At 33.9% G+C, this 23,646-nt stretch carries 17 protein-coding genes, 1 riboswitch and 1 other annotated feature; of the genes, 12 read left to right on the forward strand and 5 right to left on the reverse strand.

Translation table 11 applies throughout. The annotated features are described in order from the left end of the window. The first annotated feature begins 385 nt into the window (after nt 1-385). The 6 genes from MOK21_RS21325 (at nt 386) to add (ending at nt 7,459) form a co-directional block, all read left to right on the forward strand. Nucleotides 386-1,291, forward strand: coding sequence for a cation diffusion facilitator family transporter (locus MOK21_RS21325; RefSeq protein WP_249075967.1), 906 nt, complete (start codon nt 386-388; stop codon nt 1,289-1,291). A 321-nt stretch (nt 1,292-1,612) separates the two neighbouring features. Further along, nucleotides 1,613-2,737, forward strand: coding sequence for an ABC transporter (locus MOK21_RS21330; RefSeq protein ID WP_249075968.1), 1,125 nt, complete (start codon nt 1,613-1,615; stop codon nt 2,735-2,737). A gap of 16 nt (nt 2,738-2,753) precedes the next feature. Beyond that, nucleotides 2,754-3,968, forward strand: a complete 1,215-nt coding sequence (locus MOK21_RS21335) for an ABC transporter permease (RefSeq protein ID WP_249075969.1) — start codon at nt 2,754-2,756, stop codon at nt 3,966-3,968. An 11-nt stretch (nt 3,969-3,979) separates the two neighbouring features. Next, nucleotides 3,980-4,906 carry an ABC transporter ATP-binding protein gene (locus tag MOK21_RS21340; protein WP_249075970.1) on the forward strand — a complete coding sequence of 309 codons (927 nt, stop codon included), beginning with the start codon at nt 3,980-3,982 and terminating at the stop codon, nt 4,904-4,906. A 145-nt stretch (nt 4,907-5,051) separates the two neighbouring features. Beyond that, nucleotides 5,052-5,891, forward strand: a complete 840-nt coding sequence (locus MOK21_RS21345; protein WP_249075971.1) for an MBL fold metallo-hydrolase — start codon at nt 5,052-5,054, stop codon at nt 5,889-5,891. 411 nt (nt 5,892-6,302) lie between these two features. Next, nucleotides 6,303-6,401: riboswitch (purine riboswitch) on the forward strand. 65 nt (nt 6,402-6,466) lie between these two features. Beyond that, a complete protein-coding gene (gene add / locus MOK21_RS21350) occupies nt 6,467-7,459 on the forward strand; it encodes an adenosine deaminase (RefSeq protein ID WP_249075972.1) in 993 nt (330 codons plus the stop codon). A 247-nt stretch (nt 7,460-7,706) separates the two neighbouring features. On the opposite strand, the gene MOK21_RS21355 is transcribed toward add, so the two are convergent. Together MOK21_RS21355 and MOK21_RS21360 are read right to left on the reverse strand one after the other, a co-directional pair. Continuing rightward, a complete protein-coding gene (locus MOK21_RS21355; protein ID WP_249075973.1) occupies nt 7,707-8,615 on the reverse strand; it encodes a DUF2268 domain-containing putative Zn-dependent protease in 909 nt (302 codons plus the stop codon). Nucleotides 8,616-8,978: 363 nt separating this feature from the next. Next, nucleotides 8,979-10,181 carry an MFS transporter gene (locus MOK21_RS21360; RefSeq protein ID WP_249075983.1) on the reverse strand — a complete coding sequence of 401 codons (1,203 nt, stop codon included), beginning with the start codon at nt 10,179-10,181 and terminating at the stop codon, nt 8,979-8,981. 912 nt (nt 10,182-11,093) lie between these two features. On the opposite strand from MOK21_RS21360, the gene MOK21_RS21365 reads away from it, so the two are divergent. Further along, nucleotides 11,094-11,435 carry a hypothetical protein gene (locus MOK21_RS21365; protein ID WP_249075974.1) on the forward strand — a complete coding sequence of 114 codons (342 nt, stop codon included), beginning with the start codon at nt 11,094-11,096 and terminating at the stop codon, nt 11,433-11,435. A gap of 470 nt (nt 11,436-11,905) precedes the next feature. On the opposite strand, the gene MOK21_RS21370 is transcribed toward MOK21_RS21365, so the two are convergent. Continuing rightward, nucleotides 11,906-12,181 (reverse strand): YqhV family protein, encoded by a 276-nt coding sequence (locus tag MOK21_RS21370; protein WP_249075975.1) that lies wholly within the window; start codon nt 12,179-12,181, stop codon nt 11,906-11,908. A 308-nt stretch (nt 12,182-12,489) separates the two neighbouring features. Here MOK21_RS21370 and MOK21_RS21375 point away from each other — a divergent pair, with 308 nt between their 5' ends. After that, nucleotides 12,490-12,750 carry a hypothetical protein gene (locus tag MOK21_RS21375; RefSeq protein WP_249075976.1) on the forward strand — a complete coding sequence of 87 codons (261 nt, stop codon included), beginning with the start codon at nt 12,490-12,492 and terminating at the stop codon, nt 12,748-12,750. Nucleotides 12,751-13,324: 574 nt separating this feature from the next. Here the strand turns inward: MOK21_RS21375 and MOK21_RS21380 are convergent. After that, nucleotides 13,325-14,920 (reverse strand): GMC family oxidoreductase, encoded by a 1,596-nt coding sequence (locus MOK21_RS21380; protein ID WP_249075977.1) that lies wholly within the window; start codon nt 14,918-14,920, stop codon nt 13,325-13,327. Between the two features lie 284 nt (nt 14,921-15,204). Here MOK21_RS21380 and MOK21_RS21385 point away from each other — a divergent pair, with 284 nt between their 5' ends. Together MOK21_RS21385 and MOK21_RS21390 are read left to right on the forward strand one after the other, a co-directional pair. Next, nucleotides 15,205-15,591 (forward strand): DUF1259 domain-containing protein, encoded by a 387-nt coding sequence (locus MOK21_RS21385; RefSeq protein WP_249075984.1) that lies wholly within the window; start codon nt 15,205-15,207, stop codon nt 15,589-15,591. 898 nt (nt 15,592-16,489) lie between these two features. Beyond that, on the forward strand, nt 16,490-18,394 hold the full coding sequence (locus MOK21_RS21390) for an acyltransferase family protein (protein ID WP_249075978.1): 1,905 nt from the start codon (nt 16,490-16,492) through the stop codon (nt 18,392-18,394). Between the two features lie 1,183 nt (nt 18,395-19,577). Here MOK21_RS21390 and MOK21_RS21395 read toward each other — a convergent pair. Continuing rightward, nucleotides 19,578-21,029 carry an aminotransferase-like domain-containing protein gene (locus MOK21_RS21395; RefSeq protein ID WP_249075979.1) on the reverse strand — a complete coding sequence of 484 codons (1,452 nt, stop codon included), beginning with the start codon at nt 21,027-21,029 and terminating at the stop codon, nt 19,578-19,580. Nucleotides 21,030-21,168: 139 nt separating this feature from the next. On the opposite strand from MOK21_RS21395, the gene MOK21_RS21400 reads away from it, so the two are divergent. Then, nucleotides 21,169-22,215, forward strand: a complete 1,047-nt coding sequence (locus MOK21_RS21400) for an ornithine cyclodeaminase family protein (protein WP_249075980.1) — start codon at nt 21,169-21,171, stop codon at nt 22,213-22,215. Between the two features lie 30 nt (nt 22,216-22,245). Further along, on the forward strand, nt 22,246-23,115 hold the full coding sequence (locus MOK21_RS21405; protein WP_249075981.1) for a PhzF family phenazine biosynthesis protein: 870 nt from the start codon (nt 22,246-22,248) through the stop codon (nt 23,113-23,115). Nucleotides 23,116-23,249: 134 nt separating this feature from the next. Next, nucleotides 23,250-23,464 (forward strand) — a binding site (T-box leader). Nucleotides 23,465-23,646: the final 182 nt, after the last annotated feature.

Raw genomic sequence — 23,646 nt, forward strand, 5'->3', positions numbered from 1 at the left:
CAATAGGAAGATGGGTAGAACTCATTATTTGAAAGAGTACTGTCGCAAGGCCACAATTCTTCTAATTGTCAACAATGCAAACGCTCCAAAAGCGACAAAAGCACAAGCTAGCTTAGCAATTTCTCACCCAAGAGTTGAATCAAATGTTTGAAGGATATCTCGAAACAAAATATCACAAAAAATACTGGTTACTAATTTGGTCTGAGGCAACTTATTTTTACGATCTAAATTTATTTAGTAATGGTGAAAAAGGTTGTTGTAGACCCACTCGATATTCGTCTGATATCATAGTTGAGTATTAATTAAAGGTAAAGGATTAAGGGTATTTGAGGAGAATTCTTTCCCTCATTTTTAGTGATAAAACTCTTAATCGGAGGAGAAATAAATGGTTAGTGAGAGAGAACAAATAAGCAAAAAAGTTGCATGGATTGCACTTGTATCCAACCTAATTCTAATGATAGGTAAAATCTTTTTTGGTCTTTTTGGGGGTAGTGAGGCTGTATTTGCAGACGGAATTCACTCCGGGGCAGATGTAGTAGCTTCGATTGCTGTGCTAGCAGTTGTAGGGATCTCAAATAAACCACCTGATAAGGATCACCCTTTTGGACATGGTAAGGCAGAGGTGATTAGTGAAGCAATCGTTGGGATTATTTTAATAATAGTTTCAATATATATATTAATAGAAGCAATTTTAGCATTTTTTGACAAGCCAGGTGTACCACAATACAGTGCATTAATAGCTGCAATAATTTCTTACATAGCGAAAGAAATATTATATAGATATTCTATTAAACAGGGGAAAAAGTGGAATAGTAAGGCTATTATAGCGATTGCCTATGATCATAAGGGTGATATTGTCGCTTCCCTTGCAGCATTTATAGGAGTTCTCTTAGCAATTATAGGAAATGCAATTGGATGGACATTTTTGTTATACGCGGACGCTATCGCAAGTGCTTTAGTAGCTTATTTTATTTTTAGAATCGCAATGGAATTAGTTAAACCTTCTGTTGATGTTTTAATGGAAAAAAGCGTGGATCAGGATCTTTTAGACGGTTATGAAGCTACGATTCATGAATTTCATCAAGTAAAACGAATAGACAAAATCCGCGCAAGAGAACACGGTCACTATAAGATTCTAGACGTTCGTCTATCACTCAATCATGATTTAACTATTAAACAAGGCCATGATATAGCTCGTGATATTAAAAATGAACTATTAAATAAATACCCAGATGTTGGGGAAGTCCTTATTCATATTAATCCTTACTTTATAGAAACGAATCAAAACTAAACTACAAAAACGTGCAGTTCATAGCGCGGGGTAAAGCTAATGCTGAGGAGCATACAGCTTGTAATTAACTATAATAATAAACGTAACATGAATTTTATTTAAAGAGCATGCTTTTTACTACAAGAGGTAAAAGGCCATGCTCTTTTTCATTTTATACAAAAGATGGTGCTCAGGTATAGTCCCTTTTAAAAGTCCTTTGGAAAGAAGGGGATTGAAGTGATATACAAAATTTATTTCGATACACCTCAAATGTAAGAATTGTAAAAATATTCATAATATCTTATGGTTACTGTAAATGCTTTGATCGAAAATGCGAGGGGGATGCCGGTGTTAAGAGCATTAAAAATAGGTCTAGTTATTGAGCGAGGTAATCGTAAAAATTTGGTCGCACTAGTTGCAGTTATCATTATCGTTTTCGGCTTTATGTTTTATATACAAGCACAAGCCCTTGGCAATCAAATTGTCGAGAAAAAGGGTGATTTTTATTCAGCGCAAGCTACACTATCAAAGTTTCAAGTTAAAGACGCTTCAGAAACAGGTGATGGAAGCGACTTATATAAAAATTTAGTTAAACAAAAAAGCAAGATTGCTTTACAAATAGCATCATTGACGATGGACAAACAATCTTTATATTTTGAGACTTCGCTGCAACTCGCAGAATTAAGAAAAGAGGCATTCGAATTAGAAGGCTACGAAAATATTGCAGAACTATTACCTTCTAAATTGCAAAATTCTATGAACTATCTTTATTTTAAGAGGATGATTGATGAAGAAAAGGATACACAATCCAATTTATTTCAGTACATTCCGTTTTTATTATTTTTCTTTATTCACGTTGGAGCAGGCTGGTACATATTTATTAGCTTCCATACAAGCTCTATTTTACTAGATGATTTTGAGCATACTAGTATAATTCAAGGCTTTCCTGTGCAATTTGATCACTATATTTTATCTAAATGCATAATTGCCTTTTTATCCATAGTAACAAGCATTTTGCTCATTTTTATTTGCGCAATTCCATTGTGGGTCTTAAATGGACTTGGTAACCCATTAGAGCCTGTAGGGATATATGTAGGAAATGCCACATTAATATCTACGATTCAATATATCGCAATGAGCGTTGGTTATATGATCTTAATTTCAATTTTTGTCATGTTGTTGTCGATTATATTAAATGTGTTACTAAAAAATATGTATTTAACATTATTCGTACACTTTATTTTATTCTTTTTACCGATGATTTTTCCATCTCTTATTAGTTTAATCCCTTATAATCCTTTTAATTTCATGAACTTCAATGATATTTTACGAGGCGTTCCAGTAGATTTAGCAAAGCCTGTTGATATTTCTATGAATTTAGGCTTAATCATCATCTGTATTTGTATTATTTTAATGCTATTTGTCATTAAAACATTTTTCTCAACAGGAAAAATCAAAAGGGCATAAGGGAGGTATTATAAGCATGTGGAGTTATTTCAAATTTGAAATTAAACAGTTTTTTACGAATAAAAAAAACTTAGCAATCTATTTTTTGCTTGCTTTTGCAACCCTTTTTTATGCATTTAAAATAGCGCCAACTTACAATCCAATTGAAAGTGTTGACTATGACGAAATTGAGGCACGCTATTTAACACGTCAGGAATTTTTAGATCATATGGAAGGTAGTGATTTAAATGGTGTTCATCCTTCCGTTATTTATGCGATTGGAATATTTAAGGAAATTAACCCTATAGATAAAAAAAGATTAGATGCATTAGATGAGGGGGATTTAAAACAATATGCAGATTTAACTCGCGATTGGTACTACTTTACGAATTCGTTTACTTATAGAAATGAGGCATTTTTTTCATATAACTCAAAGTATTTTATCGAAAATAACAAGTATGCAGAAGATGATGCCTTTTACGCCTATTTAGAGCAGGCTGTCCGTTATGATGCTTATTCGAAAGCAGATTACGAGTTATCATTGGATATTTTTGAACAACGCACAGCGCTTCAAACGTTCGAACGCTTATCAAAGGGATTACTTCCAATTATATTAATTGTCTGTGTCCTTCTTCTATCAATTGATATTGTTAAAAAGGATCAACGTCATCCATCTATTTTAAAGGGATTTCCAATTAGTGATTGGAAAAAGCTACTTGTGAAAATGTTCGTAGCACTACTAGGTAGCGTGGCATTATTTGCACCGCTTCTAATTGGCTTCTTTATCATAGGCTTACAATTCGGTTTTGGGAATTTCAATTTACCATCTCCTATGTATGCAGCTCAACTCGATTGGCATTTAGAAGGTCAATTTGAAATGATGACATTAGGTACGTTTATAGTACAATCCTTAACGTTGCTATTTACATGGTTTATTGTCATTATCAGCGTTGTACTTTTATGCAGTATTCTATTCCGCAGTGAGATGGTCAATTTTGCTGTTGGCTTGCTCCTTATTTTTGGCGAAAATTTTTATGCCAGCCGTTACGTTGGCTATTTCTGGGACGTTCAAAATTATCCGACATCTTATATTCAAGTAGGACAAATTATTTCAAAAAGGCGAAATTTTTATTATATGAACAATAATTTAGATTTTACTTTAGGTTTACAGTTGTTATTTGGACTAGCAGGAGTTGTCATTTTGTTAATGATAGTTATTGCATTAAATAAGCGATATAAGTTAATGAAGTAGGAGGGGTAAAGATGATTGAAATTCAAAATATTACAGTGCAATTTGGGGGAAATAAAGTGTTAAATGATATTTCAATGACATTTGAGCAAGGCGAAATGATCGGGCTTGTTGCACCAAATGGAACGGGAAAATCTACATTTATGAATGTGTTGATGAATTATGTGAAACCTCTGAAAGGAAAGGTAGTATTTAAAGACAGCCTAAGTTACTCGAATAAATCAAATGAAGTGAAAATTCATAAATTCGTATCGATGATGCCCGATCAAAGTGACTTGTATAATCACTTAAGCGGACGCGAGCATTTAAAAATGTTTGCAACAATGTGGCAATCCGATGTAAAACTGATTGATGAAACAATCGAAGCATTAAATATGAAACACTATGTGAATAAAAAAACAGGCACGTATTCCCTTGGTATGCGCCAGCGTCTATGCTTTGCTATGCAAATAGTCGCAAATACGGAAATTATGATGATGGACGAAGTAATGAACGGCCTTGATCCAAATAATGTAGAAATTATTTCTAACTTATTATTACAGAAAAAGGCGGAAGGTAAGATTATTATTATTGCTTCGCATTTACTAGATAATTTAGAGAAATATGCAGACCGCATTTTCTTATTTAACAAAGGGAAACTAGTTGATAGCAATCAAATCATTGAAGGTTTTAGTCAAGCGCAAATTAAAACGATTCGGGTAAAAAATATGGCAAGTGATACTAAAAAACAATTTCAAGAGCTATTTCCAACTATAAAACTTCAAACACTGACAAACGGCATGTCACTAATTCATTTACCAAGTTCTGAAGCAAGTTTATTGAGTTCGCTTACATCTTTTTTAGTTGAGAGAAATGTGGTGGATTTTGCATTTGGAAAAGTTACATTAAATGATTTGTATTCAATGTATTATCACGAAGATCAAAATGTGCCAGCCATTTGATTGATCATTAAAAAAGCCTTGAAAAATAGCCTTTTAATAAACGCTTGGATTAGTATCCAAGCGTTTATTAATGCAAATATTTTGTAAAATATGTGATTGGACTTCAAACTATTTTGTTATAATAAACAGAAAAGGGAGGGATTGTATGAAATTAACCGTTTTAGTAGATAATAATACTTTAATTGATCGTTATTTTTTAGGGGAACCAGGGCTTTCTTTTTTTATTGAAGATGATGGTAAACGTATCCTTTTTGATACCGGATATTCTGATGCCTTTATAAAGAATGCGGATAAAATGAGAATTGATTTAAGAAATCTTGATTATGTTGTCTTGTCACATGGGCATACGGATCATACATGGGGACTTACGCATTTAATTAGACTACATATGGAAGCAAAAAATGAGGAAATACTACATAATACACCTAAGATTATTGGGCATCCATTGGTTTTTAACACAAAACTAATTGATCCTGTAGGAGAGATAGGGAGTATCTTATCTCATGAAAAGTTAAGTAGACACTTTCCAGTCCGATTAACGAAAGAACCATTATGGCTAACAGATCGACTAGTATTTCTAGGGGAAATTAAAAGAAGATTTGATTTTGAAGGAAATGATTGTATAGGGCAAGTTGTGACAGATCAAGGGAGTGTTAACGACTTCGTGTTGGATGACACAGCAATCGTTTATAAGTCTTCAGAAGGTTTAGTTATTATCGTAGGATGTGCACATTCCGGGATATGTAACATTATTGAATATGCCAAAGAGGTATGTCAGGAAGAAAGAGTAGTTGATATTATTGGAGGATTTCACCTACTAAATCCCACGAAAGAGCAGTTAGACAATACAGTTCGTTTTGTAAAAGATCTTAATCCTATTAAGCTTCATGCTTGCCATTGTACAGATTTACACTCTAAAATAGCTCTTTCGACAGTTGCTTATTTAGGAGAAGTTGGTGTAGGATTACAACTTTCCTATCTGTAATGGGGAAGTAAGTATAACTTGACTTTAGAATTGTTGGTATAAAAGAAAAAATTGCTCCGTTACATGGGTCAATGACATAATTGGTTACTAAGTTGAATTTCTTAAACGTTTGTAATGACTTTAAATGCTTACTTCATAAATGCAACCAAAAAGGAGCAAATAAAATTAGCACAGAATCATTTTAAACCCAGGTCTCAATTAATGATGAGCCTGGGCATTTGCGTTTATTAGCGCTTTCTAAGAGAAGATAACTCAATTGATTGAAGGTATTTCATCCATAGAGGTATATTTCTTTCTACGCCAGCCAAATATATGAAGTTTGCACTCAAATTTAGTTTTAACAATTAAATTTCTGATATGCTAGGGCACAATGTTGACAATCTACTATTTTTTTATTATTATTTTAAAAACGTTAAGGAATCAATATCATTTCGTATAACCCCAATAATATGGTTTGGGGGTCTCTACCAGGAACCGAAATTCCTGATTACGAAGAAAGTACAAAACTTGTATTTTCTTTGTAGTCAGGAATTTTTTTGTATTTTAATCTAAAATTTTATTTCAGGAGGTTAAAAATGAACTTTTTAACATTGCCCAAAATTGAACTTCACTGTCATTTGGATGGAAGCTTAAGGGCTGAAACAATTATCGATATTGCACAGAAGGAAGGCATTCAGCTACCCTCTTTTGATAAGGATGAACTACAGAAGGAGTTGATTGCTCCGTTAGAATGTGAATCCCTTGATGAGTATTTAAAAAGATTTTCTCTTCCTAATTTAGTCATACAGTCCAAGGAGAACTTAAGAAGAATTACTTTTGAGCTATTTGAGGATGCAGCAAGAGAAAATGTGAAATATTTAGAAGTTAGATTTGCCCCGTTACTTCACACATTACAAGGCCTTGGTGTTGAAGAAGTTATTCAATCTGTTATAGAGGGGATGAGGGATGCTGAAAGCCGTTACGAAATAAAGGGAAATATCATCCTATCTTGCATGAGGACGATGTCTGTAGAAAGCGCATTTGAGGTGGTTGAAAAGGGGAAAAAGTTCCTCGGAAAAGGTGTGGTGGCAATTGACCTATGTGCATCTGAAGAAGAAGGATTTTGTGGAAAATTCGTAGATCCAATCGCATTAGCCAAAGAATATGGCTACAGAGTTACTATTCATGCCGGTGAAACTGGAATTGGTAAAAACGTGCTAGAAGCCGTTGAACTGTTAGGTGCCGAAAGAATAGGACATGGCGTATTTATTAAAAATTGTGCCGAGGCTTATAAGATTGTGAAAGAAAGGCAGATAGTGCTTGAAATGTGTCCAACAAGTAATGTCCAGACGAAGGCTGTTCATCATTATTCAGAACATCCGATTTATAAGTTCCATAAAGATGGAATAAAAGTGACATTTAATACGGATAACAGAACAGTATCAGATACTACAATGGCAAAAGAAATCCATTTAGTTAACAACGAATTTCATCTAAGTGAAGAAGACTATCGACAAATTTATATTGATAGTGTAGAAGCATCCTTTGCGAACCAAGAAACGAAAGAATGGTGCTTGGCACAATATTAAAGAAAATTAGGCTAAGCAACAACTTAAGTCTTTAATATCATCATAATCTCTTCGTGCATATTTTATCTTGAAAAATAAAAAAGACCAAACATGGTAACGGGTTCTGTTTTGAAGTACAAAAAGCAAAATCGCAGGTTAAAAATTAATTAGCATACAAAAAGGTACTGCAATTGGCGGTACCTTTTTGTACAACTTAGTTTGATATTTCGTGAATCGAAAATGAAGTTAACTTCAAACTTGAAAATAATCAATCGAAAAATTTAGAGACTCTAATTATTTCTTCAGTAGGAGTCAGTGTCGCTTCGGCAATACTCTTGTTACTGTTGACTAAGTATTGCTTAATCAAGTGGTAACCAATAGTATAACCTGCATTCGCTGATAAACCAACTGGACTGTACCCTCGTTTCTTAGCAACATCATCACCAAACATATATGCTGATACTTCTCCAAAACCTTTAGCCATCCGTCCTTCTTTTATCACTTCGATCGAGTACTCCATCTCTTCTTTATCAAAATCTGCAATCCAAGGTCCTATCAACTCTTTCCCATACATCTCTTCAGCAAAACATTCGGCTAAACCTTCCAATACTATATATTCTTCTACAGTCACATCACCGTGATTAAATGGTTCAAATGTAAAACGAACATTATGATTAAACTCGTGAGCTAAAGCTGATTTTAATCGTTTCTTATTAAAGTCATTTGGAACAATCATTAGCATAATATATCCTGGTATACCACCAAAACCTGAATACCCTTTATTTACTTTCATTTCTTGACTATCTTCATCCCCTAAAAGAATATTTACGTAGATTTCTTCTAGTGGAATAGAATAACCTCTCTTTTCAAATTCATCAATTCCTTTTGAGATCACTTCCTGATATTCTTCAAAAATCCCAGACTCTATAAGTTCTGGCAAATTATCCTTAACTTGTTGAATAGATTTTCTGGGAGTCCAAATCCCTAACATCTCTGATGCCATAACAATATCGTATCCATTAGATTGCGTTGCTTTTAACGGTACATTTAGATAATCCCACATTGTTTTCATTGGTTGCATCAATTCATATCGGAATGAATTCTCATTACCATTCCCTAAAAAACACTTATCATAGAAATCTAAGCTATTGATTAAGTTGATTTTTAATTTTTCCACATTATCTCCTCCATATCTAATAGCTTAATCCTTTACGCAACGTCAATGTAAAGCTTTTAATGCTTTATATTGATCTCTATTTTTAAATGATAAAACAAACATCTTCTTAAACTAACTCGCCCCGTTGAATAACACATTAACTAATTCGAGCTGAAAAAAATTATGTATTCACATCGTTATAGAACTTTCTATATGTAACTTTATTAATGCGATTTGATATACCAATTCGTATAAAAATTGTTAAAAGCCGCTCTATACAAAAAAAGGATATCAAATCATTGCGATTTCATATCCTGTTTATAGTGTTTTTTAGAGTTTTGTACTTGAAAACAGAACCCGTTACAAACACGGTCTTTTTTTATTTTAAATAATGTTTTGTTTTAACGGTACTTTATGTGGGATAGCCCATAAAATCATAAGTATTAGACAAGTTGTCGATGCGAGCCAGAACAGATTGTAAAGTCCGATTTGTTGTTCCAGACAATATCCTGCAATGGGTCCAAGAGCTGCTCCTAAATCAAGGATGATGGTATAAGTCGTCATTAATAATAAACGGTTTGTCATTTTTGAGGCATAATCAGTTGCAACACCATCCAGAACGGTGGTAATGACTGATGCCACTAAAAGATGAACCAGAAGGATAGGGAACCAAAGGACTAGCTTTAATGACAATGGTATCAAGAGTAAAAAGATGGCTGCACTTACTAAGCAAAGGACCAATACCATGTTTTTTTGTTTAGCACGGTCGAATATGTCCCCAATTTTCGGTGTTAAAAAAGGTGTTATTCCCCACCGTAAAGCCTGCATACCACCTGAAAGGGTTGCTGCACCTACTATAAATCCAAACAAATGAATGTGGTTCGTAAATTTCTCCTCTATAATATGACTCAAAGTGGCTGTTAACATGCCGTCCAAAAGCATGCTTAAAAGAAATGCAGTAACAAGGATTTTTAGAAACATTTTGTTTTGTAATGGTTTCAACCATGTAAACCGAGTTTGTGTTAGTGGTTTATTGTCATGTTCCATTTGGAGTGTTTTCGGTAAGTATTTAAAAACCAACGGAATGCTCAAAAAGACCATGCTACCCAAGATCAAAGCAATTAACTTAATCCCAAAAAGGTCGGCTAAAAATCCTCCTAACAGCATCCCAAATAAACTTCCGAGACGATACAGACCATTATATGTTCCCATCAAGTTACCACGATTAGAATTCGTCGAGTATTGAAGCACCAATAAGTATCCACCTAATTTAAAAAGCGACCACGATAGCCCCCATATAGCACGCATTAGAATCCATATTGGATATTCTTTAATAAAACCATAACTTAACGTAGTCAATCCACTTAATAGCACGGCAAATAAAATTAAATTACGAAAACTAATTTTCTTATAGATATACCCAATTAGCGGATTTAACGGTAGCCTAACAAACCGATTAATAGATAAAATAATACCTACCTGCACCAAAGATGTTAATCCAACTGACCTCCAGTGTGTCGGCAACACAATATAGAGCATGGAATCGCCCGCTAGGCAAATGGCTGTGATCAGTGCGATGGCAATAATAGATTGTTATGTTTGTGACTCATGTACGACCCCCTAGAGAAAACCAGTCACTGCTGTTAGACTGGTTTATATGTAACTGAAACTTAGTGCATTTTATCACGAACAATGTATTTATAGGATACTTTTTTGTCGACCATAAATGAATGCCTCCAAGTTGTTGAAAATGCTAATAAAGAGACTGAAAAAGGAATTTATTTTTACAATAAATATTCGATTACATAAAAAGATGGGTTTTAGAATTACAGTATGTATCCGAGTTTAAAATGTACCCTTTGTAAAGGACATAAAAAAAGAAAGTGCCTTTTGATTAGAGCTGTGAGAGCAATCGAGATAAGCAACGGTACGTGTTAATGAATCTCGATGCGTCTCATGGGCTTTTTATTAAACTCAGTTGGGCAAATAAAAAGTAGTTTTTGCCTATCGTCTGGTGGTACTTTTAAAATAAGCTTTATCACGATTAATGGTAAAGGGAAAATTGCTCTAGGAACGAACTTGCTCAGAATGAAGGATGGTCTTTTCGTTATAAAAACTTTTCAACTCAAAGGTATTTTACGAACTATTCGAATTGAACTTCAATATAATATTCGTGTTTAATACATGAATGTGCGATTTCTCCATCGGCTGAATCCATCATTAATCTCCCAAAACACGAACATTATAATATATATGCTGAACTTATGATGGTCTAGTCGGGATTAATACCAAAGATGAGGGCCATATTAAAACAAATTTAAAAGATCGTTCTTGGTGATCACGTTTAAATAGGGTGAATAGCCATGATCCGTTAAAAAGGTTAAGTAGAGGTTTTTTAAAACCAATAAGAAATAGTTGTTGATGGATAAGATCAAACACAGTTGGATAAAATATTTGTGAACTAAAAAGTTCAGATTTCAAGGATTGGGAGGATTAAATATGTCATCTGAAATGGGAGAAATACATCGTACTGGTCAAGACATTAACGACGGAATAGTGCATTTTGGTGGGCAAGCTGAGAGTGTTTTTAGTTCATTGGCAGAACAAGGTCGACTTTCAATACAAAAGAAAGCAGACGCATTAGCTGCACAGTATCTTGAAAGTAATCCTAATCCAGACTATTATGATTGTGTTGAAATGGTAGCAGAGGGAGTTTTAACAGCAGGGAACGAAATAAAGGATAGCAGTGGTTCTTGGGGAGACTCAGTGGATGCAGCACTTGGTGCAGGTGTTGCCATTCCAGCAGCAAAAATAGCTTGTAAAAGAATATCGATGTCTTAACATTCATTTTTGAAAAGCGTAGGCGTAAAAAGCTTATGCTTTTTGATATTTATTGATTTCTTTTATCCTCTCCTCAATAAGTAATTTTAGTTGTCAGGACATGTCTGCAAGTTCTTGACTATTTACAAAGAATTATTCGTTCTAACTATCGTTTAATCTAGATTCTCCTTAAGACCAAGAAAATATTCAACTTAACAATTAATTGGACTTCCAACTGTCAGACAAAAATTTAATCTAATTGGGTCAATCCTTATTATACTCGCCGAAAGTTGTAGTCATTGTTGGATTTCAGCTTCGTACAGGTTAAATCCTCTTCGAACAAAGGACCCCCGAGTTAAACACCCTCGTTAAGATTGGCAATTAAGTCTCTGGAATAACTGGTGACTTAAATGTGTGTAAACGAAGAAAAAAGCCACCTCCAAATGAAAAGATGACTTAGACTTTATTAATTTTTTGGGAATATATTATTATTACTTAATATGTGAGCTAATTAAAATAAGTGTAATTCCCGTAAATAGACAGATGATTCTCGTCACAGGAACTTTATCAGCTAGTCCAAATAATGCAATTGCTGTCGTTACGATTAAAACTGTTGGGCCAACCAAAGCGAGCATTGTATTAATATAGAATGCTTTTTCTAAATTATTTAACTTTAGCATCAACAATCCAGCACTTACTTCTATACTTCCAGACAATACACGTAAAATAACCATAGCAAGAACCGATTTTTCAATAATTGTCATCATCCAATCTTTATAGATAATTTTCTCTTATATTATAATTCCATCATTAGGATAATTATAGAATTCTATTTTAATGAAATATTTAAATCAATATATGTATGATACGTATTAAATATTCTTGTTTATATGATGCTTCATAGTATTAAGTTAATAAGTGAAATTCTAGTCAAATAGTTCAAAGTTATAATTAGAAACAGTTTTATAAATCCATTAAATATCTCAATTGAACCAAAAAATGATTATTTATCCTTGAAATTTCTTCCTTAACAATTCGCATATCGCTCGTTACATTAGTAAACACGGTTGGTTCAATGAAGATGCTTTATGACTTTTATTTAGGAAAACAGATTCTGTTGGGTACACTTGATCTGATCTTAAAGAAGCTTTATAGGATGCTAGAAGCGGCTTTAAGTGGGGATGAAGGGGCAATATCCGTTCTTTTTATCTTTTCCATGATGAACTTAGCTGGTTGTTTTCAGATAGCAAAAGCATTCTTAAACTACAATCTAAAAAGGATTTTAGAAAATGCAAACAAATCGGAGTTAATGGTAGGAGATTATTCGTATTATTAGCTAAACGACTTATAGATATAACAGGAACAACATTAGTATTAATGGGAAAAGAAAATAACAGTATGATTAATCCCTTAACCATTGGAGGAAGATGGGATTTTAATAATTAACTAAAATTAAACTATTTGAGTTTGATTTTTTTACATAACGAACGGTGCAGCATTCCTGTTTGAAGAATGTTTGAGGTATTGAAAGAAAAAAAGTCCTCTAGTATGATGCTTTAGTATCAACAACCATTGACCCATCATCAAACGAGGAGGACTCTTTTATTCATTCGAAACGGAATAAAAAATTAATCAAGTTACTGAAATTACACTCGTTGTAGGTAAGGATATTGCCAAGCGTATTCATTACCGCTAATTCGTCATAATGAAGAGTTCAAACAGCTTCATAAATACTACACAACGCGACAACATTAATCTTTTAAGGAGGAAGCAGTCAATTGTGATACTCTGTGGTAAATTTCTGAGGTATTACATGTGGTGCCTCACTTTTTAGAAAAAGTCTGCACTAACATTCACCCAATGTATACATATTAACCGTGTATATAAAACCTGTAATGGTAATAAGTTTATTATTCAAAAGCGTTATCATCCATTAAACGTTTTGCAATGGTATATCCAATTAAGTATGCAGATGCAGACGTGTTACCATCTACTGTAAAAGGAATGATTTGTGCATCAGCGACCATTAAATTATTGACGCCATGTACATTGCCATACCGATCTACAACTCCACCTTTATCAATAGGGGCCATACGAAGTGAGCTTTGTTGATGGTGATTATGATCAAAATTTTCTTTAATAAAGGTTTCAAGTTCATCATCATTATCAATGGTTTTTAACGTTGGATTTACAAGCTGATAGTTTGGGTCGATTTTTGAAAGTTTTTCCGCAATGCCTTTAATATAAACTCTGTAAATAGCCTTTATTGCTTCTAGGTCATATTCATTATCTAAGAAACCTTCATCCGCCAGGACAATTTTTAAGGGGTCGTTATTTTGTATTTTAATGGATCCTTGACTTTTGGGTTGTAAAAATAAAATAGCAATATTTAAACTTTCTTCTGAAACAATCCCAATGAGTTGAACTCCTCGGTGGGGATTGATACTGTTATTAAGTGGATTTGGTAAGAAGGCACCTCCTGTATAAAGGGAAAATGGATCGTTTTGAAGCTGAGGGATATCTTTTGGATTCACACTAAATGTAGCAGTGTTTAAGGTATGATTAGTCAAATGTTCCCCTACATTTGGATTGTTAAAAATAACGGGGATACCGGCCTTATGTAGGTCATTTGAAGGTCCGATTCCTGATAACATTAATAGTTGCGCACTGTTTATACCCGCTGAAATAATTACTTTTTTACGGGCAAAAGCTTGAACCTTTTTACCTTCCTGTAGATATTCAATACCTATTGCTGTTTTCTCCCTAAATAAAATACGAAGTCCGGTTGACTTATAAACAACCCTTAACTTACGTCCATTCACCCCGTATCCACCAGGAGTCATAATGTCTGAAGATAAAAATGCGGTAGAAGAGCTTTCACGTTCTCCATTCATCTTTTGAAATAGTTGCCATTGAGTAAAAGGACCAATAGGGGTTTTTGGGTTATTATAGTCAAGAATTTGTTTATAACCTGTTGCTTGTTCGATCGCTGAAACTAATTTTTTCGTTATAATTGGTGGATTTTTAGGGGCTTGCCTGATATTTAAACGACCATTGAAGCCATGAAATTCAGGATTACTTGTTTCTCCATGAAAATTTTCTAACTGTTTAAAGCTACGATTTGCTCGTTCGGGGGACCATAAGTTACCTAAAAGACGTTCCCATTCTTTTAAAACAGCTGGTGTAGGTCTGACATACTGTTCACCATTTATTGAAGACCCGCCCCCAGAAAGCCGCCCCGTAGTCCATTCAAATGTTCTGTCATCTACTTCAGGTTGGGGTACTCCTTCACCTTGCCAAAAATATTCTGCGAAAAATTGCTCTTCTAGTTCAGGAGCGAATCTAGAATCTCGAATTGGTTTATCTCTATCATTGTTTTCTCCTGCCTCTAGGACTAAGACTGAGGTTTTTTTATCGTCTGTTAGTGTTTTAGCTATAACTGCTCCAGCTGGTCCCGTCCCGACAACAATAAAATCAAATATATTGTTTGAATGTTTAGAATCCACTTCACTATCTCCTTTTCTATTTTTATTTATCTTATGTAAATTGGTGTGGAAGAAGTAGGTAAAGTAATCATACTATTAAAGTTAAAAAGGGTTTGGCAGAGGGTTTGGGAATAGATAGAAAAAATTTTAGAATAAAAGGCGCTTGACGGTATAATTCCCAGTCACATTCCGCACTTGAGAATATATTATTACTAGAAAATAAAAAGGAGGTGAATAGATTGGAGCATGATAATCATTCCCAGGAACAAAATCAGTCAGAAAAATTAAGCAGTTGCGTAGGTGCAATAAAATGTCAACAACTTGCTAATATCATCGGTGGGGAAGTTATTACTTCAACACCTGTTTGTGTTGTACAGCGCCTTCGCGATATTAAAGCTACCATTCTTGGACGAACTACTCGATCCCCTCTAGCACTTCCGTTTGCCCTTTCTTTTGAAGGTATTTTGGCTAAAACACTAAACCTCGGCGAATCTGTTGTACTTCAGGAGGAAATTAATCCATTTATGAAAGAGCTTCAAAAGAGAGGACTTATTGTTACAGCAGTGCATAATCATTGGCTATTTGATATTCCTAGATTAATGTACATGCATTGGGAGAATGTTGGGGATCCAACAGATTTTGCAAGAAGAAGTTTTAATGCTGCAGTTGCAGCAGGTTTATTCAAAAAGTAAAAAGAGATAATATCTTTATCTTAAACATGGATGAAGGTAGTAACGATATATAAACAACGAGGCTCAGTATGTTCCTGTTATTCTCAACATGTTTAAGAGGCTACTAACTTGGTAGCCTCTTTTCAAGTGAGTAGTGAATATCATGCTTCCTATATTGGCGAAATGAATCAATATCAAAGGAAAACATGTTATTTGGTACAAGCTTTTCTTCGTAACAATCGTAACAATACCGTAATATCTTTCTTCTTTAAAACTACTCCGTTAGTTGAATAGCAACAATCTTTGAAAAACAACCTATAACTAGAAGCGAATGTTTGCTAAAGGAAATTTAGAGGTAGATAAGTGGATAAGTGGTAGTGTATATGATGTAATCGTAAAAACAACTGGGAATAAGTCTAAATATACATAATAAAATTTTTAAGATTATTTTAAGGATTTTATTATGTATTTTTTTAGGAGTTTGTTTTATAATTTAGAGCATTATGTTACAATTGTGTTACGATTACATTACATATTTTAAATTGTTGTTAAGAAATTTTAGGAATCACTCTCCTTACTTAATATTAAATAGAAATATAGAAAGTAAAAGTTCTTTTATCTCTAAGCATTTGTGAATACATATTGTGGTGAAAGAAAGTCTTTTCAAAGGGTAAGCAACCTAGTATAGAATTCCATTTTATGAAGTGAAGACTCCATACTTTCCTCTTCTCCCTCAGGAAGTAATTTAGATTCCTTTTGAACACTTTGTAGGAAATTTTTCTAAACTTTTAATAGGCTTTTAATTTAAGTGAAGGATTTGATAATAATTGAAGAAAAAGGGGCGATGTTTAGCTTTATATTGAGAATTTAACATCATAAATAACGTTGATAATATTATGTAGTGGAGGAATAGAGTATTATGTCAGGCAAGACTTTAAATCATCGTTATATCCCAGGACTAGATGGAATTAGGGCATTATCAGTATTAGCTGTAATTGCATATCATTTTAGCTTCGGTTGGGCAAGAGGTGGGTTCTTAGGAGTAGATATATTTTTTGTATTATCAGGTTATTTAATAACCTCTACTGTTTTACCTTTAAAAGGGAACCAATTGACAGTTAGTTTAGGTCAATTTTGGATTGGGCGGTTTAGACGTTTACTTCCTGCTGCATATGTAATGATTATAACTACATTCGTTTGGGTAATGTTGTTCAACAAGGACCTTTTAAATACATTACGTGGAGACGCAATTTCCTCAATTTTTTATTTAAGTAATTGGTGGTTCATTTTTCATAAACTATCTTATTTTGATAGCTTCGGATCTCCTTCCCCTCTAAAAAATTTATGGTCATTAGCAATCGAGGAACAGTTTTATCTTCTTTGGCCAATTCTATTGATTATTGCGCTTTATGTTTTTAAAAAGCAAAGTAGCTTATCGATTATTGTTTTTATTGCAGCTTTAAGCTCCGCAGTGTTAATGAGTGTGCTGTATCAACCAGGGGAAGACCCAAGTAGAATATATTATGGAACAGATACTCGGTCATTTGAATTATTAATTGGCTGTTGGTTAGCTCTCATTTGGCCTATGAAAAAACTTTCATCAAAAGAATTATCTAATAAAAATATCAATATGCTAAATTCTATAAGTTTGGTATCTTTTAGTATCATTATTTTATGTATTATTTTTGTTGATGAATATCAAGCTTACCTATACAGAGGGGGTATGTTCCTTTTCTGTATAAATGCTGCCATATTAATTGCGTGTGTTTGCCATCCTGTTAGTTATTTAGGAAAAATACTCTCTTGGAAACCTCTGTGCTGGCTCGGTTCAAGATCTTATGGAATTTATCTTTGGCATTATCCAATTATGGTGTTAGGTACCCCAATACATGAAATAGGGAATCCTTCGTATTGGCGCGTAGGCTTACAACTAGTTCTTATATTGGTAATCGCGGAACTATCTTATCGCTTTATTGAATCGCCAATTCGTAAACAAGGATTCCGATCATTTTATCGTAAAAATTTTGTGTTTAATTTAAATAAATGGGGAAGTATTACTTTAAGAAATAAAATATTAACGATTCTTATTCCTTTATTTCTATTAGTGTTTATTTCTGGAACCTTAGGTATGGGTGGAGAAGCGAAAAAGAATTCAGTGAAGGACTATCCAACCGATATAAAAATAAATGGGGAAGAGCAGTCTACTAACAGTAAAATAGCTGAGAAAGATTCTTCAAAAGTTGATACTAAAGAAGAAATTGATACGACTGATGAACAAGGCATTGCATCCACCCAAAAAGAAAAAAGTGTTTCAGATACTACCACTATAAAGAAAACTTATAAGGGTATACTAGCTATTGGAGATTCTTTAATGATAGATGTTGCCTCAAGCTTACAAGAAATATACCCTAATATTACAATAGATGCAAAAATCGGGCGACAAGTCCATCAAGCTGTTAAGTTGGTACCAAATTATGCTGGTTTCAATCAACCAGACAAGGCAGTTATCATTCAACTTGGCACAAACGGATACTTTACCGATACCCAAATTGAGACACTTCTGGGGGCTTTCTCAAATGCCGATATTTATTTAGTAAATACACGAGTACCACGATCATGGGAAAGAAATGTAAATGATGCACTATATAAAAAAGCACAAATGTACGATAATATCACATTAATAGATTGGTATTCCGCAGCGATTAATCATCCGGAATATTTCGAACCTGACGGCGTTCATTTAGTACCTGGAGGAGTTAAAACCTTAACGAACTTAATTCAGCAAGCTATAAATAACGGAACTAGCAAGTTGGCATATCTATAAATAGAAGATACTATATACAATGCTTAATTGTTTAAGAGTTGAACATTTTGTTTTAATAGGGAGCCTCAGTAATATTTCTCTTGATTTATGTTATATAGTAGGACTTTTGAAAAGTCACTCATTATTATGTTTTTAAATGAGTGACTTTTTTTGTGCGCTGTGAGAGCGATCGAGATGGGGAATGGTACGTGATACTAAATCTCGATACGCCTCATAGCGTTATTTTTAATGTAATTGTCTAAATTTATTTTTGGCTTAAAAATTAAAAAACCTAGAAGCTGTGGTACCAATAAGAAATTTTTATCAATTCTATTGATTTAGTTTACATAATATAAATACTGTATTCATAATTTTTTATCGGATATGGGGATTATTCGTACAAATTATGGTAATTATCGTTTACGGTATATTTGCCTATTTATAAAATTTTATCAGTTTGAGGACGATTATAAAAATACAGACACAAAAAAATAACAAACTATTATAATTAAAAGGATTTTAAACGTTCGCGTTTTAGCAACGAAAGTGCTATTCGTCCATCGACTGGATACTTCATGTATGGAGTAAAACACGAACATTAGAGTTAGCGAACTAATAAAGGTTTTTTCAAAAATTTATTGCTTTCTTGACCGAAGAAGGTTATCGGCACGTATTTTACTAAGAATACATTAAATATAGTACTTCATAATTGTAGGGTTCTTACTGATGTTTCACAAATTAAGGAGATATTCTCATTTAGTTCAGATCGCCTCAGGCCTGCTGTTTAGGAATAACTACCGTGAAATGTACAATTAATGATAGAGGTCTTTTATATGTTTATTCTGACAGCCCATGTGGAGTGCATAGTATTGATAGAGAAGAAATAGTCTCATATTAAAGGCTTAGGAGGTTTTTGTGTAAAAATTGAAGTGTGTTTTGTGTTCCCACAGACTAATTATCTTGGGGGAAGTTTGCTTTAGGGGGCCGAACAAATACGCAGAACTATGGATATTTGTGTTAAAATTCGGGTTCTGCGCATAGGTTATTTGAGATATAAGACAATTAGTTTTTTAGAAAATTAGATAGATTAATAATTCAAAACTTCAAGAACTAGAAGAGTTGATGATGCTTTCGAATCTGATACAGTGTTTATTCAATACTCATTTTTATAATTATCCGCCATATTTAAATCTCTATATGAAACTTAAAAAAATTGTTCTGCTACCAATTCTGAAAGAGTTTTAATTCCATAGTCAATTTCATTTAAGGATGCATAAGAATATGATATTCTTAAATATTGATCAGAGTGAAACTCATACAAATCTCCAGGGTGAACAAGTATTTTCCGACTTAAGGCTTTAGTAAAAAGCTGGTACATGGATATACCTTCATTTAACTTAAGCCAGATGAAATATCCGCCCCTAGGGATATTCCATGTACCGATGCCGGTAAAATATTTCTTTAATGCTTCAAGAGCAACATCTCTTCGGATCTTAACATTTTTCCTCATTATTTCGTTATGCTGATAATAAAGACCACTAGAGAATAGTTCTGTGGTTACATTCTGGGAGAGTGAGCTTGTTCCATAATCAGTTTGCATTTTTATATCTGCCAATCTTTCAATGACTTTTTCAGATCCAACAATCCATCCAATCCTGAGACCAGGACTTAAATTCTTCGATATTCCACCAATATATAATACAAGTCCATTGTTATCAAATGCCTTTATTGGCTGTGGGGGTTGTTCATCAAACCAAAGCTCCCTATATACATCATCCTCGATAATTGGCAAACGTTCTCTATCACACGCATCAACAAGCGTTTTTCTTCTTTCAAGTGACATGACACTCCCGCTAGGATTTTGAAAAGTAGGTATTGTAAAAAGCATTGCTCCTTTTCTCCGCCTATGTCGATCAACCAATTCTTTTATTTCTATACCTTCTTCATCCAGCTTAATTCCCGAAAGCTGCATTCCGAAAGATTGAAAGGTTCTAAGAGAGTATAGGTAGGATGGCTTTTCAACATAAACTACTGAGTTCGTGTGTAAAAGTCCAAGGGAAATAAGCTGAAGTGCCTGCGAAACACCAGAGGTAATCAAAACTGAGGATGGCTCAGCTTCTATTCCTATTGTTTTAAGGTATGTGCAGACCTCTCTTCTTAGTTGGATATTTCCTTTTGGTTCTTCATAACCCAGCGATGCCATAGACTTAGACAGTTTTTTTAGTATGCCCTGAATCATTTTGTTAGGTATTAATTCAGGGGAAGGTTCGCAGGATCCCATTCGGATGATATCAGGGTGGAATTCAGCCTGATTGATCTGTTGCATTATATTTTGATTTGGTTGATGTAATCCCGAAGATATATTGGGAAGCCAATTATATGAATGATTAACGGACATTAATGTCCATGTATTGTTTATTACTTTTGTACCTCCACCAGCATTACCGCTAATAAGGCCTTCAGCTGCCAGCTCTTCAAGGGCAGATACTACGGTACTTCTGTTTACACAGAAAATTTCAGAAAGTGTCCGCTGACTTGGCAATTTAAAACCAACTGGCCATTCTCCAGTTGCTATTTTATCTTTTATGAAGTTAACAATCTGTATATTCAATCGATAAGGACTATTTCTATCAGGTCTCCAGTTGATATCCAACATAAAATCCCTCCAAAATCATAGTTCTTTTACAATATCATTTGGTTGGTTAAATAACAACCAAGAATGGTTGGAGACTTTTTGTTGTTGTTTAAATACAATTACATTAACAGATATAAAATTTTAATGGAGAATGATAACTATGGTACCAATAAGAATTCTAAGTGATAATGATGTTAAGACCATTCTTGATATCAAGAATACAGTAGCATGTGTAGAAAAAGCCTATGCGCTTAAAGCCAACAATCAGGTGAGACTATTCTCCATGGTATCTGAGGTGATTTTTGAGGGTAGGGCAGAAATGGATATTAAATCAGGGATGCTTAATGAAGAAGATGTGTTTGGATTAAAACTCGTTTCATGGTTTGGTGAAAATAAAAATCAAGGGCTTCCAGCTATATCAGGGCTGACTATGTTATTTGATTTGAAGAATGGGTTTCCTAAGGCAATGATCAACGCAAGTTATTTGACAGGAATGCGTACTGGAGCAGCAGGTTCAATAGGCGTGAAACACCTGTCAAAACAAGATTCAAAAACACTAATGATTGTAGGTACAGGAGTTCAGGCGATTTTTCAAATTGCAGCCACTCTATCTCAAGTTCAGACAATCAACAAGGTATATATATATGACCCCGTAAAATATGAAAATGCATCAAAATTCCGTTATTCAATAAAGACGGAACTAGATAAAATCATATATGATATCAACGATACTTATAATAAGAGCTGGAAACAAAGAATTGAGTCAGTTCAGTTTGTAGCTGTAGAAAATCCAGTGAAAGCTTTGGAAGAAACCGATGCAGTAATTACGATAACGCCTTCGCGAAAACCACTGATTTTTAAGGAGTGGATTAAGCCAGGCATACATTTCAGCTGTGTAGGGGCAGACATAACTGGAAAACAGGAAATAGATGAAAAAATCTTTGAGGTAGCTTCTGTATATGTAGATGATATTACACAAGCATCCACAGTCGGAGAAACACAAAGTGCTATAAGGGCTGGTATATTAGGCAAAAACAATTTGACTGAAATCGGACAATTCATACTTGGAAATGCGAAAGGACGTACAAGTGATGAAGAAATTACGATTTTTGATAGTACTGGCATAGCATTGCAGGATCTTGCAGTTTCAAAATATATTGTATCAAAAGCAGAAGAAATGAATATTGGGACAATAGTGCAAATATAAAATCGATATACAATCTGGAGGGATTCTATTATGAAGTTAAAAGTTTATACATTAAATTCATTTGCAAAATCCATTGAGGGAGGGAACCCTGCCGGAGTGGTACTTAGCGCTGATTATCTATCAGATGAGGACATGAAAAAAATAGCAGGTATCATCGGTTTTAGTGAGACTGCTTTTGTCATGAAGTCAGATCTTGCTGACTTCAAGGTTAGATTCTTTACACCTAATGAAGAGGTTGATCTTTGTGGCCATGCAACGATAGCAGCGTTCTATATACTTTCAAGCCAAGGATATATTAAACCAGGAAAATATTCTCAAGAAACAAAGGCTGGAATTTTAAATGTAGAAGTAATGGAAGACCTATCAATTATGATGGATCAAAATGCTCCAAGCTATTATGAAATAATAGACAAGGAGGAAATTGCAGATTCCTTAAATATTACTATAGATGAAATGTTGGGGGATCTACCAGTGCAAATTGTATCTACTGGCCTTAGAGATATACTTGTACCGATTAGAAACTTAGATATATTAAATTCTATAAAGCCAGATTTTGAAAAAGTAAAAAATATCAGCGATAAATATAATACCATTGGTTATCATATTTTTACCCTTGAATCACTAAAGGGTTCAAATGCTCACTGTAGAAATTTGGCACCTTTATATGGTATTCCAGAAGAATCTGCAACAGGTACATCCAATGGTGCCCTTTCATGTTATCTGTATAAATACGGTAAAATCAAATCTGAACATGTTATTAATATATCTGTTGAGCAAGGTTACTCTATGAAAAAACCTTCAGAAATAGTTATAGCGTTAACCACTCAAGGGAAAGAAATTATTGAGGTAAAAGTGGGCGGGAAAGCATTGAATTTGTCTGAAACAGAGGTTGAAATATAATTGGAATATAAATTTCAAATAAATTGAAATAATAAGATAGCCGCTGATTCAAAAAACCTGGTATATTTTGTATCCTGTGGTATGGCTTGCAAAATCTGTATTCATATAGTACAGTATGGTTAAAATTTAAATAACTGAACACGATGATGGGAAGTAGTAGCAAGCACGTTTTTTTAGAGAGTCAGCGGGTGGTGGAAGCTGATAAAAGCACTTGTGAATCCGTCCTGGAGTTGCACAGTCGAAGTAATGTAAGTAGGCTGTAGCCGGCTGAAATGCCGTTATGAAATAAGTGGATTAGGTATATGCCTAATCAATTAGGGTGGCAACGCGGGTAGCTCTCGTCCCTTTATAGGGATGGGGGCTTTTTTGTGTTTATTTTTATTCAAAACGGAGCTATTGGAGTCTAGCTTGCAACGCAATTACGTCAAGACTTAATGTATGCAATGTCATTAAACTACTGGAGGTATGACGATGTTAGATATTAAACGCGTGCGCGACAATTTCGCGGAAATTAAAGAAATGTTATTAACA

Origin of the sequence: Lysinibacillus sp. BPa_S21 (assembly GCF_023337795.1) — a bacterium.
Taxonomy (GTDB): Bacteria; Bacillota; Bacilli; order Bacillales_A; family Planococcaceae; genus Lysinibacillus.